The organism is Plantactinospora sp. WMMB334, from assembly GCF_049179095.1.
Classification (GTDB): domain Bacteria; phylum Actinomycetota; class Actinomycetes; order Mycobacteriales; family Micromonosporaceae; genus Plantactinospora.
In genome coordinates, this window is record NZ_JBMHME010000002.1 from 5,245,924 (window position 1) to 5,264,482 (window position 18,559).

General features: G+C 66.7%; 11 protein-coding genes, 1 tRNA gene and 3 rRNA genes. 3 read left to right on the forward strand and 12 right to left on the reverse strand.

What is annotated here, in order from left to right; genetic code table 11:
• Positions 1 to 3 precede the first annotated feature (3 nt).
• The 3 genes from ACN27G_RS22335 to ACN27G_RS22345 form a co-directional block, all read right to left on the reverse strand.
• Positions 4 to 381, reverse strand: coding sequence for a DUF4233 domain-containing protein (locus ACN27G_RS22335; RefSeq protein WP_421494724.1), 378 nt, complete (start codon positions 379 to 381; stop codon positions 4 to 6).
• 13 nt (positions 382 to 394) lie between these two features.
• The gene (locus ACN27G_RS22340; RefSeq protein ID WP_421497419.1) at positions 395 to 1,666 is read right to left on the reverse strand and encodes a bifunctional folylpolyglutamate synthase/dihydrofolate synthase; all 1,272 of its coding nucleotides are present in this window, start codon (positions 1,664 to 1,666) and stop codon (positions 395 to 397) included.
• Between the two features lie 147 nt (positions 1,667 to 1,813).
• On the reverse strand, positions 1,814 to 4,501 hold the full coding sequence (locus ACN27G_RS22345) for a valine--tRNA ligase (protein WP_421494725.1): 2,688 nt from the start codon (positions 4,499 to 4,501) through the stop codon (positions 1,814 to 1,816).
• A 67-nt stretch (positions 4,502 to 4,568) separates the two neighbouring features.
• Here ACN27G_RS22345 and ACN27G_RS22350 point away from each other — a divergent pair, with 67 nt between their 5' ends.
• Positions 4,569 to 5,357, forward strand: a complete 789-nt coding sequence (locus tag ACN27G_RS22350) for a hypothetical protein (protein ID WP_421494726.1) — start codon at positions 4,569 to 4,571, stop codon at positions 5,355 to 5,357.
• A 91-nt stretch (positions 5,358 to 5,448) separates the two neighbouring features.
• Here ACN27G_RS22350 and rrf read toward each other — a convergent pair.
• The 3 genes from rrf to ACN27G_RS22365 form a co-directional block, all read right to left on the reverse strand.
• Positions 5,449 to 5,565: ribosomal RNA gene (gene rrf, locus ACN27G_RS22355) — 5S ribosomal RNA — on the reverse strand.
• A gap of 94 nt (positions 5,566 to 5,659) precedes the next feature.
• Positions 5,660 to 8,780: ribosomal RNA gene (locus ACN27G_RS22360) — 23S ribosomal RNA — on the reverse strand.
• A gap of 357 nt (positions 8,781 to 9,137) precedes the next feature.
• Positions 9,138 to 10,657: ribosomal RNA gene (locus ACN27G_RS22365) — 16S ribosomal RNA — on the reverse strand.
• The 16S, 23S and 5S rRNA genes sit together here, the layout of an rRNA operon.
• 606 nt (positions 10,658 to 11,263) lie before the next feature.
• Between ACN27G_RS22365 and ACN27G_RS22370 the strand changes: the two genes are divergently transcribed.
• On the forward strand, positions 11,264 to 11,488 hold the full coding sequence (locus ACN27G_RS22370) for a hypothetical protein (protein ID WP_421494727.1): 225 nt from the start codon (positions 11,264 to 11,266) through the stop codon (positions 11,486 to 11,488).
• Positions 11,489 to 11,573: 85 nt separating this feature from the next.
• Here the strand turns inward: ACN27G_RS22370 and ACN27G_RS22375 are convergent, their stop codons facing one another.
• From ACN27G_RS22375 to ACN27G_RS22400, 6 genes are all read right to left on the reverse strand, one after another.
• Positions 11,574 to 12,371: a carbon-nitrogen hydrolase family protein gene (locus tag ACN27G_RS22375; protein ID WP_421494728.1), complete on the reverse strand. Its 798-nt coding sequence runs from the start codon at positions 12,369 to 12,371 to the stop codon at positions 11,574 to 11,576.
• Positions 12,372 to 12,432: 61 nt separating this feature from the next.
• A complete protein-coding gene (gene clpX / locus ACN27G_RS22380; RefSeq protein WP_421494729.1) occupies positions 12,433 to 13,725 on the reverse strand; it encodes an ATP-dependent Clp protease ATP-binding subunit ClpX in 1,293 nt (430 codons plus the stop codon).
• A gap of 217 nt (positions 13,726 to 13,942) precedes the next feature.
• A complete protein-coding gene (locus tag ACN27G_RS22385) occupies positions 13,943 to 14,635 on the reverse strand; it encodes an ATP-dependent Clp protease proteolytic subunit (RefSeq protein ID WP_421494730.1) in 693 nt (230 codons plus the stop codon).
• A gap of 16 nt (positions 14,636 to 14,651) precedes the next feature.
• Complete coding sequence (locus ACN27G_RS22390) at positions 14,652 to 15,296, reverse strand: ATP-dependent Clp protease proteolytic subunit (RefSeq protein WP_421494731.1); 645 nt, start codon at positions 15,294 to 15,296, stop codon at positions 14,652 to 14,654.
• Positions 15,297 to 15,430: 134 nt separating this feature from the next.
• Positions 15,431 to 16,789, reverse strand: coding sequence for a trigger factor (tig, locus tag ACN27G_RS22395; protein ID WP_421494732.1), 1,359 nt, complete (start codon positions 16,787 to 16,789; stop codon positions 15,431 to 15,433).
• A gap of 144 nt (positions 16,790 to 16,933) precedes the next feature.
• Positions 16,934 to 17,007, reverse strand: a tRNA-Pro gene (locus tag ACN27G_RS22400).
• A 251-nt stretch (positions 17,008 to 17,258) separates the two neighbouring features.
• Here ACN27G_RS22400 and ACN27G_RS22405 point away from each other — a divergent pair.
• On the forward strand, positions 17,259 to 18,548 hold the full coding sequence (locus ACN27G_RS22405; RefSeq protein WP_421494733.1) for a serpin family protein: 1,290 nt from the start codon (positions 17,259 to 17,261) through the stop codon (positions 18,546 to 18,548).
• Positions 18,549 to 18,559 lie beyond the last annotated feature (11 nt).

The window sequence follows — 18,559 nt, forward strand, 5'->3', positions numbered from 1 at the left end:
CGTTCAGCCGAGAATGACCCGCCGGACGTGCAGCACGTAGCCCCAGACGGCGGCGAAGATGAGGCCGAGCGCACCGAGCGACCAGTGCAGGAGGCCGGCGAGCAGCAGCAGGCCCTGCAGTCCGGTCGCGGCGTACCAGGCCCAGGGCCGGCGCAGGGATCCGGCGAGGACGACCGCCAGCACCGCGAGCCCGACGACCGCTCCGATGGCGGTGCCGCCCAGGTCGCCGCCGAGCAGCCGGATCGGCTGGATCGCGAGCAGCAGCACGAGGGTCTGCACGCTCAGCGTCAGGGCGCCGAGGCCGCGTACCGTCCGGTCCGGATCCCGCAGCCCGGAGGGCCGGCGGCCGGGCGTACCGGTGGAGGCGTCGGGCGTGCTCATCGCTTCGACAACCTCATCGCTTCAGCAGCCGTCGCGCGTCGGCCACGGTCGCCACCGAGCCCGTGATCAGCACACCCACCCCGCTCAGCTCGCCCTGCACGTCCGACTCGGCCAGGGCGACGGCGGCCTCGATCGCGTCGGGCAGTTCGGCGGCCACCTCGACCCGCTCCGGCCCGAAGACCTCGCCGGCGAGCTCGGCGAGCTCGGCGACCGGCATCGCCCGGGGCGAGCTGTTCCGGGTGACCACGACCGCGTCGACCACCGGTTCGAGCAGTTCGAGCAGGCTGCCGGCGTCCTTGTCCTCCAGCACACCCACCAGCGCGATCAGCCGGCTGAACGCGAACTCCTCCTGCAGGGCGGTGACGGTGGCCGCCATGCCGTGCGGGTTGTGCGCCCCGTCCAGCAGGATCGTCGGGGCCGTCCGGACCCGCTCCAGCCGGCCGGGCGAGTCGGCGGTCGCGAAGCCCTGCCGGACGGTCTCCACGTCGAGCTGGCGGGCGGCGCCGGCGCCGAGGAACGCCTCGACGGCGGCGAGCGCGATCGCGGCGTTCTGTGCCTGGTGCGCTCCGTGCAGCGGCACGAAGACGTTGTCGTAGACCCCGCCGAGCCCCTGCAGCGACAGCACCTGCCCACCGACCGCCATCGCCCGGCGCAGGACGCCGAACTCGCCGCCCTCGCGGGCGATGGTGGCACCGACCTCGGCACAGCGTTCCAGGATCGGCTCGGCCGCCTCCTCCGGTTGGACGGCCGAGATCACCGTCGCGCCCTTGTGGATGATCCCGGCCTTGGCCAGCGCGATGTCCTCGATCGTGTCGCCGAGCCACTCGGTGTGGTCAAGCCCGATCGGCGTGATCACGGCTATCCCGGCGTGCAGCACGTTTGTGGAGTCCTCGGCCCCGCCGAGCCCGACCTCCACGACCGCCACGTCGACCGGGGCGTCGGCGAAGGCCGCGAAGGCGAGCGCCGTGGTCATGTCGAAGTAGGTCAGCGGCTCGTCGGCCCGCTCGTCGACGAGCCGGGCCAGGGGTGCCACCTCCCGGTAGACCGAGACGAACCGCTGCTCGTCGATCGGCTCGCCGTCCAGGCTGATCCGCTCCCGGACGGTCTCCAGGTGCGGGCTGGTGTAGCGGCCGGTGTGCAGCCCGAACGCCCGGAGCAGCGAGTCGATCATCCGGGCGGTCGAGGTCTTGCCGTTGGTGCCGGTCAGGTGGATCGCCGGGTACGCCCGCTGCGGGCTGCCGAGCACGTCCAGCAGCTCCTCGATCCGGCCGAGGTCGAAGACCATCCGGGTGTAGCCCCGGGCGGCCAACTCCGCCTCGACCCGGGCGAACTCGGCCGCCCGCTCCGCACGTTCACTCACCGCGATCCCCGCCCCGCACCGTACGCCGCTTGTTCCGGAACCCGCACACCCTCGACCCGGGCCACCGGCTGCTCAGCCCAGCGCGGCGAGGGCGCTGGCGATCCGCTCCAGGTCCGCCTCGGCCGCCGCCAGCCGGGTCCTGATCTTGTCGACCACCGGGGCCGGCGCCTTGTCGAGGAAGGACTGGTTGTCGAGCTTCGCCCGGGCCTGGCTGATCTCCTTCTCGGCCGCGGCCCGGTCCTTGGCCAGCCGGGCCCGCTCGGCGGCGACGTCGATCGAGCCCCGGGTGTCCAGGGCCACGGTCACCGCGCCGGAGACGGCGAGGGTGGCGCTGGCCCGGAAGTCCGGTGTCGCCCCGTCGAGCCGGGCCAGCGATCGGATCAGCGGCTCGTGCGCGGCGATGCCCGCCCCGGCGAGTCCGTCGAGCCGGGCGGCGACCCGCTGCGCCGGCCGCAGCCCCTGGTCGGAGCGGAACCGACGGATCTCGGTGACCACCCGCTGCAGCTCGGCCACCTCGCGCTCGGCCGCCTCGTTCCGCAGCTCCGGCACGGCGACCGGCCAGGCGGCAGTCATCACCGAGACCCCGGCCGGATCAGCGGCGGCGATCCCGGCACTGCCGTTCCCGGCACTCACATCGCCGGCACTCGCGTTCCCGGCGCCGACCAGTGCGGTCCAGAGCTCGTCGGTGACGAAGGGCACCACCGGGTGCAGCAGCCGCAACAACTGGTCGAGCACGTGCCCGAGCACCCGGCGGGTGACCTCGGCCCGCTCGCCGCCGCCGGCCAGCACCGGCTTGGCGAGCTCGACGTACCAGTCGCAGACGTCGTCCCAGGCGAAGTGGTAGAGCGCGTCGCAGACCTTGGCGAACTCGTACGCCTCGAACTGCTCGTCGACCTCGGCGGTGACCTGCTGCAACCGGGACAGGATCCACCGGTCCACGGTCGAGAGCCGGGCCGGCTCGGGCAGCCCGCCGGTGACGTGCGCGCCGTTCATCAGGGCGAACCGGGTCGCGTTCCAGAGCTTGTTGCAGAAGTTGCGGGAGCCCTGGCACCACTCGTCGCTGACCGGCACGTCCTGGCCGGGGTTGGCGCCCCGGGCCAGGGTGAACCGGGTCGCGTCGGCGCCGTACCTGTCGATCCAGTCCAGCGGGTCGACCACGTTGCCGAACGACTTCGACATCTTCTTGCCGTACTGGTCGCGGACCATGCCGTGCAGGGCGATCACGTCGAACGGCTGCCGGCCGTCCATCGCGTACAGGCCGAACATCATCATCCGGGCGACCCAGAAGAAGAGGATGTCGTAGCCGGTGACCAGCACGCTTGTCGGATAGAACGTGGCCAGGTCGGGCGTCTGCTCGGGCCAGCCGAGCGTGGAGAACGGCCAGAGCGCGCTGGAGAACCAGGTGTCGAGCACGTCCGTGTCCTGCGTCCAGCCGTCGCCGGTCGGCGGCTCCTCGTCGGGGCCGACGCAGACGACCTCGCCGTCCGGGCCGTACCAGACCGGGATCCGGTGCCCCCACCAGAGCTGCCGGGAGATGCACCAGTCGTGCATGTTGTCGACCCAGCCGAAGTACCGCTTCGCCATGTCCGCGGGCACGATCCGGACCCGGCCGTCCCGCACCGCGTCGCCGGCGGCCCGGGCCAGCGGCCCGGTGTTGACGAACCACTGCAGCGAGAGTCGCGGCTCCACGGTGGTACGGCACCGCGAGCAGTGCCCGACCGCGTGCGCGTACGGCCGCTTCTCCGCGACGATCCGGCCCTGCTCGCGCAGGGCGGCGACGATCGCCGGCCGGGCCTCGAACCGGTCCAGCCCCTCGAAGGGACCGGGAGCGGTGATCACGCCCCGTTCGTCCATCACCGTCAGCGACGGCAGGCCGTGCCGCTGGCCGATCTCGAAGTCGTTGGGGTCGTGCGCCGGGGTCACCTTGACCATGCCGGTGCCGAAGCTCGGGTCGACGTGCTCGTCGCCGACGATCGGGATCCGCCGGCCGGTCAGCGGCAACTCGACCTCGCTGCCGATCAGGTGCCGGTAACGCTCGTCGTCCGGGTGCACCGCGACCGCGGTGTCGCCGAGCATGGTCTCGGCCCGGGTGGTGGCGACCACCACCTCGTCGCTGTAGCGGATCGAGACGAGTTCACCGTCGTCGTCGGTGTGCTCCACCTCGATGTCGGAGAGCGCGGTCAGGCAGCGGGGGCACCAGTTGATGATCCGCTCTGCCCGGTAGATCAGGCCGTCGTCGTAGAGCCCCTTGAAGATCGTCTGCACGGCCCGGGAGAGACCCTCGTCCATCGTGAAGCGCTCGCGGTCCCAGTCGACGGAGTCACCGAGCCGGCGCATCTGGCCGAGGATCTTGCCGCCGGAGTCGGCCTTCCACTGCCACACCCGCTCGACGAACTTCTCCCGGCCGAGATCGTGCCGGGAGAGTCCCTCGCCGGCGAGCTGGCGCTCGACGAGGTTCTGGGTGGCGATGCCGGCGTGGTCCATGCCGGGCAGCCAGAGCGTCTCGTAGCCCTGCATCCGGCGGCGCCGCGTCAACGAGTCCATCAGGGTGTGTTCGAAGGCGTGGCCCATGTGCAGCGAGCCGGTGACGTTGGGCGGCGGGATGACGATGGTGAACGGCGGCCTGTCGCTGTCGGCCGATGCCCGGAACCGCCCGGCCGCCACCCACTCCTCATACCGCCGACCTTCTACCTCACCCGGCTGGTACTGGGCGGAGAGGGTCGGGGCGGGGGTGCGCTCGGTATCCAGAGTCTCGGTCACCCTGGAAGTCTACGAGCCTCCCGCCCGGCGCGTCGTACGCCACCTCCCGTTCGCGTACGGTGGCGCTATGCCCGATGCACCTGGCTCCGACCGGCGTTCTGCGGCCGACCCCGGCGCCATCGAGATCGCCTCGGAGCCGATCGTGCTGACGCAGCGCCCCGGCCCGGACGTGGAGCCGGCCCCGGGCGTCGAACGTGTCTCCGGGGCCGAGTCGGCCCACCCGACCGGGGCGGTCGACATCACTCCGATCCCCGGACGCGACGCCGACGACGGTGGACCGGCCGAGAGGCCGTCGTCACGGCGCCGGAAGATCGTGCTCGGATCGGTGCTTGCTGTCGCGCTCGCCGGGGCCGCCGTCATGGGCAGCGCCGGCTGGCGCGTCCTGCAGCAGAAGGACGCCGCTCTTACCGCTCCGGCCGAGGTGGCCGGGCTCGCCCGGGACGAGAGTGAGGGTGCCCGGAGCACCATCGAATACCTCCGGACGGCCGTCAACGCCGAGGTCGACTTTGCGGAGAGCTACGGCGCCGTCTACACCGACCCGGCCGGGCCCGACCGCAGCGTCCTGCTCTTCGGCGGTACGACCCTCGTCTGGCAGCCCGAGCGCGACCTGGACCGCCTCTTCGGGCTGGCCTCCGAGGAGGACAGCCCGGTCGCCGGCATCCGGGAGGTGGACGCGGGCACCCTGGGCGGGGTCATGAAGTGCGGGACGGCGCCGGTGCAGGGCGGCGAGCAGCTCGTCTTCTGTGGCTGGGCCGACCACGGCAGCATCACGATGGGCATGTTTCCGGGCCGCTCCGTCGACGAGTCGGCCACACTGCTGCGAGACATCCGCAGCGCCATCCTGACCCGGAACTGACTGTCCGCAGAAACCGACTTCTCCCAGGTGAATCGGTCCCGGAAATGCGAGTGGCGCCACCCGTACCGGGTGGCGCCACTTCGCTGAGAATGTCCGGCGGTGTCCTACTCTCCCACACCCTCCCGAGTGCAGTACCATCAGCGCTGGAAGGCTTAGCTACCGGGTTCGGAATGTAACCGGGCGTTTCCCTTCCGCCATAACCGCCGTAACCCTATCAACACAACAAACAACACCCCGGCCACACCCGGGAACACATCGTTGTTCGTTTGCTGTGAATCACACAGTGGACGCGTAGCAGCTTTGTAGACAAGTCCTCGGCCTATTAGTACCGGTCAACTGAACCAGTTACCTGGCTTACATCTCCGGCCTATCAACCCAGTCGTCTCACTGGGAGCCTTACCCCCACACGGGGTGGGATACCTCATCTCGAAGCAGGCTTCCCGCTTAGATGCTTTCAGCGGTTATCCCTCCCGAACGTAGCCAACCAGCCGTGCCCCTGGCGGGACAACTGGCACACCAGAGGTTCGTCCGTCCCGGTCCTCTCGTACTAGGGACAGCCCTTCTCAAGTATCCTACGCGCACGGCGGATAGGGACCGAACTGTCTCACGACGTTCTAAACCCAGCTCGCGTACCGCTTTAATGGGCGAACAGCCCAACCCTTGGGACCTGCTACAGCCCCAGGATGCGACGAGCCGACATCGAGGTGCCAAACCATCCCGTCGATATGGACTCTTGGGGAAGATCAGCCTGTTATCCCCGGGGTACCTTTTATCCGTTGAGCGACACCGCTTCCACACGCAAGTGCCGGATCACTAGTCCCGACTTTCGTCCCTGCTCGACCCGTCAGTCTCACAGTCAAGCTCCCTTATACACTTACACTCAACACCTGATTGCCAACCAGGCTGAGGGAACCTTTGGGCGCCTCCGTTACCATTTAGGAGGCAACCGCCCCAGTTAAACTACCCACCAGACACTGTCCCTGAACCCGATAAGGGCCCCAAGTTAGATACCCGAACCAACCAGAGTGGTATTTCAAGACTGCCTCCACCCATACTGGCGTATAGGCTTCACCGGCTCCCACCTATCCTACACAAGCTAATTCAAGCACCAATGTCAAGCTATAGTAAAGGTCCCGGGGTCTTTCCGTCCTGCCGCGCGTAACGAGCATCTTTACTCGTACTGCAATTTCGCCGGGCCTGTGGTTGAGACAGTGGGGAAGTCGTTACGCCATTCGTGCAGGTCGGAACTTACCCGACAAGGAATTTCGCTACCTTAGGATGGTTATAGTTACCACCGCCGTTTACTGGCGCTTAAGTTCTCAGCCTCGCCCCGAAGAGCTAACCGGTCCCCTTAACGTTCCAGCACCGGGCAGGCGTCAGTCCATATACATCGAATTACTTCTTCGCATGGACCTGTGTTTTTAGTAAACAGTCGCTTCCCCCTGCTCTCTGCGGCCATACAACGCTCCACCAGCAAGTGGCTTCACGTCTCCGGCCCCCCTTCTCCCAAAGTTACGGGGGCAATTTGCCGAGTTCCTTAACCACAGTTCACCCGATCGCCTCGGTATTCTCTACCTGACCACCTGTGTCGGTTTAGGGTACGGGCCGCTCGGAACTCGCTAGAGGCTTTTCTCGACAGCATAGGATCACTGACTTCACCTGAATCGGCTCGGCATCACGTCTCAACCACATACACCACGGATTTGCCTATGGTGCGGTCTACACGCTTACCCCGGCACAACCACCGGCCGGGCTCAGCTACCTTCCTGCGTCACCCCATCGCTTGACTACTACCCGCCAGGACCCCACGCAACCCCATCTTGGTCCGAAGACCGCCACAGGATCGGATGGTTAGCACAACGAGGTTCATCACGGGCGCTCCTACACGGGTACGGGAATATCAACCCGTTATCCATCGACTACGCCTCTCGGCCTCGCCTTAGGCCCCGACTCACCCAGGGCGGATTAACCTGGCCCTGGAACCCTTGGTCATCCGGCGGAAGGGTTTCCCACCCTTCTTTCGCTACTCATGCCTGCATTCTCACTCGTGCCGCGTCCACAACTCGATCACTCGGCTGCTTCACCCCCGGCACGACGCTCCCCTACCCACCCACACACCTGCACAACCACCCAAAGATGATCGCGAAGTCAATGTGTGAATGCCACAGCTTCGGCGGTGTACTTGAGCCCCGCTACATTGTCGGCGCGGAACCACTTGACCAGTGAGCTATTACGCACTCTTTAAAGGATGGCTGCTTCTAAGCCAACCTCCTGGTTGTCTATGCGACCCCACATCCTTTTCCACTTAGCACACGCTTAGGGGCCTTAGCTGGCGATCTGGGCTGTTTCCCTCTCGACTACGAAGCTTATCCCCCGCAGTCTCACTGCCGCGCTCTCACTTACCGGCATTCGGAGTTTGGCTGATTTCAGTAACCTTGTAGGGCCCCTAGACCATCCAGTGCTCTACCTCCGGTAAGAAACACACGACGCTGCACCTAAATGCATTTCGGGGAGAACCAGCTATCACGGAGTTTGATTGGCCTTTCACCCCTAACCACAGGTCATCCCCCAACTTTTCAACGTTGGTGGGTTCGGCCCTCCACGCGGTCTTACCCACGCTTCAGCCTGCCCATGGCTAGATCACCCCGCTTCGGGTCTAGAACACGCGACTACACGCCCTATTAAGACTCGCTTTCGCTACGGCTACCCCACACAGGTTAACCTCGCCACATGCCACTAACTCGCAGGCTCATTCTTCAAAAGGCACGCCGTCACCCCACCAGAAAAATCCGGCAAAGCTCCGACGGATTGTAGGCGAACGGTTTCAGGTACTATTTCACTCCCCTCCCGGGGTACTTTTCACCATTCCCTCACGGTACTCGTCCGCTATCGGTCACCAGGAAGTATTTAGGCTTACCAGGTGGTCCTGGCAGATTCACGGCAGATTTCAGGAGTCCGCCGCTACTCGGGAACACCCACAAAGAAGACCAGGCGCTTTCACCTACCGGACTATCACCGCCTACGGTTGGCTTTTCCACACCATTCAGCTAACACCCGGCTTTGTAACTTCTCGGAGAAGTGTCAGCTTCCCCCACGGAGTCCCACAACCCCGACCACGCAACCCCTGACAGGTATCACACGCAACCGGTTTAGCCTCATCCGCTTTCGCTCGCCACTACTCACGGAATCACAATTGTTTTCTCTTCCTACGGGTACTGAGATGTTTCACTTCCCCGCGTTCCCTCCACACACCCTATGAATTCAGGTGCAGGTGACACCACATGACTGGTGCCAGGTTACCCCATTCGGACACCCTGGGATCACAGCTCGGTTGACAGCTCCCCCAGGCCTATCGCGGCCTCCCACGTCCTTCATCGGCTCCTGGTGCCAAGGCATCCACCGTCCGCCCTTGACAACTTGACCACAAAGATGCTCGCGTCCACTGTGCAATTCTCAACAAACGACCAACCCACAACCCACCACCCCACACCAGCCCCCAGGACACACACATCCCAGAACGGTATGCGAGGCCAGGCCGCACCTGGCAGAAGAACCAACCACACACACGCGGTTGTTCCCTCAGGACCCAACAGGATGCCCAACACCCACCACCAGCCGCACCAACCCGACCTTCCACACCACCCCGAAAGATGGCCGTACTCGCCGGACCAGCCGTTGCCAGCCGTGAACTAGCCAGTGTCTCCGCCAACAAGCACCCCAACCCCCACATCCGGAGGGCCCGAGGCTCCTACCCGACCTTCGCCGAGAGGCGCTCCTTAGAAAGGAGGTGATCCAGCCGCACCTTCCGGTACGGCTACCTTGTTACGACTTCGTCCCAATCGCCAGCCCCACCTTCGACCACTCCCTCCCCCGAAGAGGTTAGGCCATGGGCTTCGGGTGTTGCCGACTTTCGTGACGTGACGGGCGGTGTGTACAAGGCCCGGGAACGTATTCACCGCAGCGTTGCTGATCTGCGATTACTAGCGACTCCGACTTCACGGGGTCGAGTTGCAGACCCCGATCCGAACTGAGACCGGCTTTTTGGGATTCGCTCCACCTCACGGTATCGCAGCCCATTGTACCGGCCATTGTAGCATGCGTGAAGCCCTGGACATAAGGGGCATGATGACTTGACGTCATCCCCACCTTCCTCCGAGTTGACCCCGGCAGTCTTCGATGAGTCCCCGCCATAACACGCTGGCAACATCGAACAAGGGTTGCGCTCGTTGCGGGACTTAACCCAACATCTCACGACACGAGCTGACGACAGCCATGCACCACCTGTGACCGCCCCCGAAGGACCCCACATCTCTGCAGGTTTTGCGGCCATGTCAAACCCAGGTAAGGTTCTTCGCGTTGCATCGAATTAATCCGCATGCTCCGCCGCTTGTGCGGGCCCCCGTCAATTCCTTTGAGTTTTAGCCTTGCGGCCGTACTCCCCAGGCGGGGCGCTTAATGCGTTAGCTGCGGCACAGAGAACCGGAGAGGCCCCCCACACCTAGCGCCCAACGTTTACAGCGTGGACTACCAGGGTATCTAATCCTGTTCGCTCCCCACGCTTTCGCTCCTCAGCGTCAGTATCGGCCCAGAGACCCGCCTTCGCCACCGGTGTTCCTCCTGATATCTGCGCATTTCACCGCTACACCAGGAATTCCAGTCTCCCCTACCGAACTCTAGCCTGCCCGTATCGACTGCAAGCCCACAGTTGAGCCATGGGTTTTCACAGTCGACGCGACAAACCGCCTACGAGCTCTTTACGCCCAATAAATCCGGACAACGCTCGCGCCCTACGTCTTACCGCGGCTGCTGGCACGTAGTTGGCCGGCGCTTCTTCTGCAGGTACCGTCACTCCCGCTTCGTCCCTGCTGAAAGAGGTTTACAACCCGAAGGCCGTCATCCCTCACACGGCGTCGCTGCATCAGGCTTCCGCCCATTGTGCAATATTCCCCACTGCTGCCTCCCGTAGGAGTCTGGGCCGTGTCTCAGTCCCAGTGTGGCCGGTCGCCCTCTCAGGCCGGCTACCCGTCGTCGCCTTGGTAGGCCATCACCCCACCAACAAGCTGATAGGCCGCGAGCCCATCCCAAGCCGAAAAACTTTCCACACACCACCATGCGGCAGCATGTCATATCCGGTATTAGCCCCCGTTTCCGAGGGTTATCCCAAAGCCTGAGGCAGGTTACTCACGTGTTACTCACCCGTTCGCCGCTCGAGTACCCCCGAAGAGGCCTTTCCGCTCGACTTGCATGTGTTAAGCACGCCGCCAGCGTTCGTCCTGAGCCAGGATCAAACTCTCCAACAAAAACCAGAGAAATCAAACCCAGCAACAAAAAACACTTGCTGCCAAACAAACAAAACCATTTGGCACTGGCATATCAAGCACCCTGTTGAGTTCTCAAAGAACAAACACACACCGGTTACGGACCTCGCCAAGAGGACCGTCCTCGGGGCAACTGCTCCAGACTACCCACCCGGCCTCACAGTGTCAAGCCCCAACTTCTGGCCTGGTTGCTTCGCCCGAGAGGTTTCCCCGTACTCACGCACACCGAGAAGGGTGGTCGCTTCTGTCAGGGAGAGACCCACAGACCGGCCGATGGTGCCTTGCGGCCCATCTGCCCGGCTCCTGCCGGCCTCGAACAACTTTACCCGGTTGGTCTCGCGATCTCAACCTGAATGTCACCCGGTCGAGCGCACCACCCGACCCCGGCCTCCGGCGGACAGCTGCCCGACCGGCGATCCGAGGTGCTCGCGGCCCGGCCTGTCGTCCGGTGCGCCGCGCGCAGAGAGAAAGGTACGCCGCCGGCCGGCTGGGCGCAAATCGACGTACTCCTCCTGCCCGTGCCCTTGTGACCCGACCGTGCCGCGGTTGTCCGTGTCAGTCTCGGTCAGGCGTGTCAGAGTGGCAGGCATGGCCGCGCTACCGAGCGACACCGCGATGATCCTCGCGCAGGACAGCCTCTCGGCGCTTCTGCTGCCCTTCTGGCAGATCGTGATCGGTGGCCTCGTGCTGCTGGCGCTGCTCGCCTCGGTTCGCCGGTTGGCACGGCGCGGCCGGTCCCGGATGACCACCGGGCTGCTGGTGACCGCCTCCGCGATCATCGGCCTGGCCGTGGTCGGCATGCTGTTGCAGTGACCCGGCAGTCGGTCGCAGTGACCCGGCAACGCCCGGCTGTGACACGGCAATGTGTCCGACAGTGACCCGGCAGTGTGTCCGATGATCAGAGCCGACGGTTCGCCAGGCTGGGTAGCTCGGTCCGGATATCCTGGAGCCGGTCGATGTCGAGATCGGCGACCACGATGCCGACGGTGTCGGGGGCCTGGGCGAGTACGGTCCCCCACGGGTCGATCACCATGCTGCGCCCGAAGCAGGTACGCCCGGGATCGTGGTCCCCGATCTGCGCGGCAGCCGCCACGTAGCACTGGTTCTCGATCGCCCGGGCGCGGAGCAACACCTCCCAGTGGTCCCGACCGGTGTGCAGCATGAAGGCGGCGGGCACCACCAGCAGCTGGGCCTCCCCGGCGACGGCCAGCTGCCGGTACAGCTCCGGGAAGCGCAGGTCGTAGCAGATCGAGAGGCCGACGCGTACGCCCTCGACGTCGACGGTGACCGGCGCGGTGCCGGCGGCGACGTTCCTGGATTCGAGGTACGAGACCCGGCCGGGGATCTCGACGTCGTAGAGGTGGATCTTCCGGTACGTCGCGGCCAGCACTCCGCCCCGGTCGAAGACCAGCGAGGTGTTGTAGGTGTGCTCCTGGTCCGGACCGGCCTCGTGGAACGACCCGGCATGCACCCACATGGCGTGCTGCCGGGCGGCGTCGGCGAAGAACTCGGCGAGCTCGCCGTCGACAGGTTCCGGGGCGGGCAGGCCGCGCGACGGGCCGAGGTAGTCGACGTACTCCGGAAGGATCGCCAGGTCCGCCCCGGCGGCCGCGGCCCGGCCGAGCAGCTCGCCGGCGGTGGCCAGGTTGGCCTTCCGGTCGTCGCGGGCGTTGAGCTGGCAGACGGCGACGCGCATGCGGAGAGCCTACGGCGGCGCTCGTCGGGTGACCAGGCTTACCCGGACGGCCGACGGACGGTCAGGCCGAGCGCTCCTCGCGCTCGCGGCGGGCCCGGCGGCCGGTGAACTCCCGCGGCACGATCGTCGGGTTGACGTTCTCGAGTACGACGCCACGGGTGATCAGGACCCGGGCCGCGTTCGGGTTGCTGGGCACCTCGTACATCACCGAGAGCAGGACCTCTTCGAGGATGGCGCGCAGGCCGCGGGCGCCTGTGCCGCGGAGCATCGCCTGGTCGGCGATCGCCTCCAGGGCGGCCGGCTCGAACTCCAGCTCCACCCCGTCGAGCTCGAAGAGGCGCTGGTATTGCCGGACGAGCGCGTTGCGCGGCTCGGTGAGGATCCGGACCAGTGCCTCGCGGTTGAGGCTCCGCACGTTGGTGATCACCGGGAGCCGGCCGATGAACTCGGGGATCAGGCCGAACTTGAGCATGTCCTCCGGCATGACCCGGCCGAAGATGTCGTCGGTCGAGCGCTCGGAGATAGAGCGGAGGTGGGCGCCGAAGCCGAGCCCGCCCTGACCGGTGCGGGCCTCGATGATCTGGTCGAGGCCGGCGAAGGCACCACCGCAGATGAAGAGCACGTTTGTGGTGTCGATCTGGATGAACTCCTGGTGCGGGTGCTTACGGCCGCCCTGCGGCGGCACGTTCGCCACCGTGCCTTCCAGGATCTTGAGCAGGGCCTGCTGCACGCCCTCGCCGGAGACGTCCCGGGTGATCGACGGGTTCTCCGACTTACGGGCGATCTTGTCGACCTCGTCGATGTAGATGATGCCGGTCTCGGCGCGTTTGATGTCGTAGTCCGCGGCCTGGATCAGCTTGAGGAGGATGTTCTCGACGTCCTCGCCGACGTAGCCGGCCTCGGTCAGCGCGGTCGCGTCGGCGATGGCGAAGGGCACGTTCAGCATCCGGGCCAGGGTCTGGGCCAGGTGTGTCTTGCCACACCCGGTGGGACCGATCAGCAGGATGTTGGACTTGGCCAACTCCACCGCGTCGCCCGAGCCCGGACCGCCGGCCGCCTCGGCCTGGATCCGCTTGTAGTGGTTGTAGACCGCGACCGCGAGGGCCTTCTTGGCCTGGTCCTGCCCGACGACGTACTGGTCGAGGAACTGGCAGATCTCCATCGGCTTGGGAAGCTCTTCCCACTTCACCTCGCCGGACTCGGCCAGCTCCTCTTCGATTATCTCGTTGCAGAGGTCGATGCACTCGTCACAGATGTAGACCCCGGGGCCCGCGATGAGCTTCTTGACCTGCTTCTGCGACTTGCCGCAGAAGGAGCACTTCAGTAGGTCGCCGCCGTCGCCGATCCGTGCCACCTACGTTCTCCCTGCACTCATCGGCCAGGCTGTCTTCGCAGCGGCTCTGGCCTGCGGACGGTACGCCCCGTCGGTCTTCATCGCCGGCCGGTCCCGACCGGCGGTGGGCGGTGCAGAACCGACGTTACCCGCTGCGCGAGGTTTCTCCGACCCCCAAAACGGGTGTGTCAGGAGCCGGCCGCCGTCAAGCCGCCCGCCGGCCCCTGACCCGGGTTGGTCAGCTCGAGGCGTTCGCCGCGAGCAGGCCCTTCTTTCGGCTGGTCAGGATGGTGTCGACCAGGCCGTACTCGCGTGATTCCTCGGCCGTCATGAACTTGTCACGGTCGATATCACGACGGACTCGTTCAATCGACTGCCCGGAGTGTCGGGAGAGCATCTCCTCGAGCTGCGTACGCATCCGGAGAATCTCCCGGGCCTGGATCTCGATGTCGGAGCCCTGCCCGTAGCCGCCCTCGGTGGCCGGCTGGTGGATGATGATCCGGGAGTTCGGCAGCGCCATGCGCTTGCCCGGCGTACCGGCGGCGAGCAGCACGGCGGCGGCGCTGGCCGCCTGCCCGAGGCAGACGGTCTGAATGTCCGGCCGGACGTACTGCATCGTGTCGTAGATCGCCGTCATGGCCGTGAACGAGCCGCCGGGCGAGTTGATGTACATGATGATGTCGCGGTCCGGGTCGGTGCCCTCCAGCGTCAGCAGCTGGGCCATCACGTCGTTGGCCGACGCGTCGTCCACCTGCACGCCGAGGAAGATGATCCGGTCCTCGAAGAGCTTGTTGTAGGGGTTCGACTCCTTGACGCCGTACGAGGTGCGCTCGACGAAGGAGGGCAGCACGTACCGGTTGTGCACGGGCTCGAAGCCCCGGTTGTGCACCGGGTCGAAGCCGCCACCGGCAAGCAGGGTCGGGTCAGTCATGTATCCGCTCCTCAGCTCAGCTCAGGGTCCCGGCGCCTTCCGGAACCTGGGCGGCTCCGGTGATCACCTTGTCGATGAAGCCGTAGTCCTTGGCCTCGGTGGCGGTGAACCACCGGTCCCGGTCGGAGTCGGCCTCGATCTGCGCCTGGTCCTGGCCGGTGTGAAAGGCCACCCGCTCCTGGAACATCCGCTTGGTGTAGAGCATCTGCTCGGCCTGGATGGCGATGTCGGAGGCCGTGCCGCCCATCCCGCCGGAGGGCTGGTGCATCATGATCCGCGCGTGCGGCAGGGCGTAGCGCTTGCCCTTGGTGCCGGCGCAGAGCAGGAGCTGGCCCATTGACGCGGCCATGCCCATGGCGACGGTGGAGACGTCGTTGTCGATGAATTGCATGGTGTCGTAGATCGCCATGCCGGAGTAGACCGAGCCACCCGGCGAGTTGATCCACAGGTTGATGTCGCGGCCGGGGTCCTCGGCCGCGAGCAGCAGCAGCTGTGCGCAGATGCGGTTGGCGACCTGGTCGGTCACCTCGCTGCCCAGGAAGATGATCCGCTCCTTGAGCAGCCGGTTGTAGACCGAGTCGTCAAGGTTGCCACCAAGTGCGTCCCCGCCGCGGGCTTCGGTCACCCGCAGGGGCATAGCTGAGAAGTCTGAACCAGTCATGGCAGCCCTTCGCTCTCCGTGCGTCTTACGCCCGACACTAACCGCTGACCGGGGTCGTATCGTCCCGGTCCGGACACTGTTCGCTGACAGCGCAGTTGCCCCGTGCACCCCGGGTGGGGCGGTGTCCGGGCGGCTCAGTGCTCGTGGTCGTGCTGGTGGTCGTGCTCCTCGTCGCTGGCGGCGCGCAGCTCGTCCAGGCTGATCGGGTTGCCGGCCGAGTCGGTGATCGTGATCCGCTCCATCACCATGGCCAGCGCCTTGCCGCGCCGGACGTCGCCGTAGACCGCGCCGGCCGCACCGGAGCGGACGAGCTGGTCGTAGTACTGCTGGGGGGCCATCCCGGCGCGCTGCGCCCGGTGCACGATCTCGTGCCCGAACTCGTCGTCGCTGACCTGCACCTGCTCGGCGTCGGCCAGGGTGTCGAGGAGGAGCTGGACCTTGACCCCCTCGGTGGCGGCGTCCGCCAGCTCGGTGTCGATCTGCTCCTCGGTCTTCTCCTCCGAGCTGAGGTATTCCTCCAGGGAGGCGCCGATCCGCTCCAGCTGGTCGACCATGGCCTGCTTGCGGTGCTCGACCTCCTCGCGGACGACCCCCTCCGGGGCCGGGATGTCGGCGGCGGCCACGATCTGCTCCAGGGCCTTGTCCCGGGCGGTGTAGATCTGCTCGACCTTCTTCGACCGGCTGACCCGATCGCGGATGTCGCCGCGCAGCTCGTCGAGGGTGTCGAACTCGCTCGCGAGCTGGGCGAACTCGTCGTCGAGCGGGGGCAGCTCCTTCTCCTTGACGGTGCGGACCGTCACGGAGACGTCGGCGTCCCGGCCGGCGAAGTCGCCGCCGACGAGCTGGGTCTGGAAGGTGGTCGCGTCCCCTGCCGAGAGGCCCACCAGCACCTCGTCCAGCCCTGGAAGGAGCTGCTTGCTGCCGACCTCGTGCGAGATGTTGGTGGCCGAGCCGCCCGGCACCTCCGCGCCGTCGACGGTGGCCGCCAGGTCGAGCTGCACGTAGTCGCCCTCCCGGGCGGCCCGCTCGACCGTCTTGAGGGTGGCGAAGCGCTCCCGCAGGCTGCCCACCTGGGTGTCGATCTCGTCCTCGTCGATCTGGAGCTCGTCGACGCTCACCTCGATGGCGGAGAGGTCGGGGAGCGTGATCTCGGGGCGGACGTCGACCTCGGCGGTGAACTTGAGGGAGTCACCGTCGTTGAACTCGGTGATCTCGACCTCGGGCCGGCCCAGCGTCTTCACGTCGTGCTCGCGGACCGCGGCGAGAATGTTCTCCGGAATGGCGTCCTGCACGGCCTCGTTGAGCACCGCACCCCGGCCGACCCGCTGGTCGATGACGGCCGCCGGCACCTTGCCGCGCCGGAAGCCGGGGACGTTGACCTGCGAGGCGATCTCCCGGTACGCCTTCTTGAGGCTCGGCTCGAGCTCGACGAACGGCACCTCGATGGCGAGCCGCACGCGCGTCGGGCTCAGAGTCTCGACGGTGCTCTTCACAGGCGTACTCCTTGACGGATCTCGATCTTCATTCTGGGTCGGCACACAGCCCATCGAGTGTAGGCGAGCCGGCGGACACGTCGGACGGCGCGGGGTGGACGGCGCACGCGGTGGCCGAACCTCCCCCGCGGCCGCGGGCGACAGTCGGGGTGGCGGGATTTGAACCCACGGCCCCTCGCTCCCAAAGCGAGTGCGCTACCAAGCTGCGCCACACCCCGTGGCGGTGACGAGTGTATGCGGTCCGGTCAGGGTCGCGCCCGCCCGGTCTCCGCATCCGGCCGCCGTGTCGTCCCGATCAAGCACGATCCGGGCGTACGCCTTGATCCGGACGACCCCGAAAGCGATCTTGCCTGGCGGCGGGCGGCCCGGCGGACCCGAGACGGACAAGCACAGCAGAACATTGTCATTCTTCTATGAATTTGGGCTCTGTACCTGGCGCGTTCCCGTAGGACTGCTCTACCGTCGCGACATGGTCTCGCGTCGATCGGTGCTGCGGGCGGTGCCGCTCGCGGCCGCTGCCCTCACCGCCGCCCCAGGTCATCCGAGTCGGCTCGGCGGAGCCCCCACATCGACCGATCCGGTACGCGTACCCCCCGACCCGGCCACGGTGCAGGCCGCCGCGACCGCCGTGCGCGGCTTCACGGCCGACCTCTACCGCACCCTGGCGTCGACCCGGGCGGGCAACGTGGTGTGCGCGCCGTACTCGGTCGGGCTCGCGCTCGCGATGACCAGGGCGGGCGCCGGCTCGACCACGGCGGACGAGATGGACGCGGTGCTGCATTCGCCGCATCCGCGACCCGGTGCGCTCGACAACGGGCTCAACACCGTCGACCAGATGCTCGCCGATCGCTACCAGGACGGCGACGGGACCAAACGGCCCCGGCTGACCACGGCCAACGCGCTGTGGCCCCGGCTCGGCCTGGGCCTGCGAGCCGGGTTCCGGGACACCCTGGCCGGCTACTACGGTGCCGCGCCGCACCCGGTCGACTTCCGCGGCGCACCGGAGGCGGCCCGGCAGGAGATCAACACCTGGGTCTCCGACCGGACCAACGCGAAGATCCCGGAGCTGTTGGGGTCCGACGCCGTGAGTCCCGACACCAGCCTGATACTGACCAACACGATCTACCTCATGGCGGCCTGGAGATATCCGTTCACCGCGAGACTCACGGCGGCGGAGCCGTTCACCCGGGACGACGGCAGCGTCGTCGACGTGCCGATGATGCGCGGGCCGTTCGACCCGATGGGCTACCAGGAGGGGGACGGGTGGCGTGCGGTCGACGTCCCGTACGCGGGCAGCGACCTGGCCATGGCCATCGTTCTGCCGACCCGGGGCGATCTCGCCACGGTCGAGGCCGGTCTCGACGCGGCGTGGCTCGGTGCGTTGTTGACCGGCTTCCGGTTCACCGACGTCCAACTGCGGCTGCCCCGGTGGACGACCCGGCTGCCGGCGGAACTGAAAGCCGCGCTGAGCGGCCTCGGCATGCCCACGGCGTTCTCGTCGCGGGCCGACTTCACCGCCATGAGCACCGAACCGGCGCTCTGCATCGACGACGTGGTGCACGAGACGTTCATCGCGGTGGACGAGAAGGGCACCGAGGCCGCGGCCGCGTCGGCCGTCATCATCCGGCCGCCGTCGATCCCGCAGGGGCCGCAGTTCTTCGTCAACCGGCCGTTCGTGTACGTCATCCACGACCGGCTCACCGGCGTACCGCTGTTCCTCGGCCGGGTCCACGACCCGCTCGTCACCGGCCCGGCCTGACCGGACGCCCT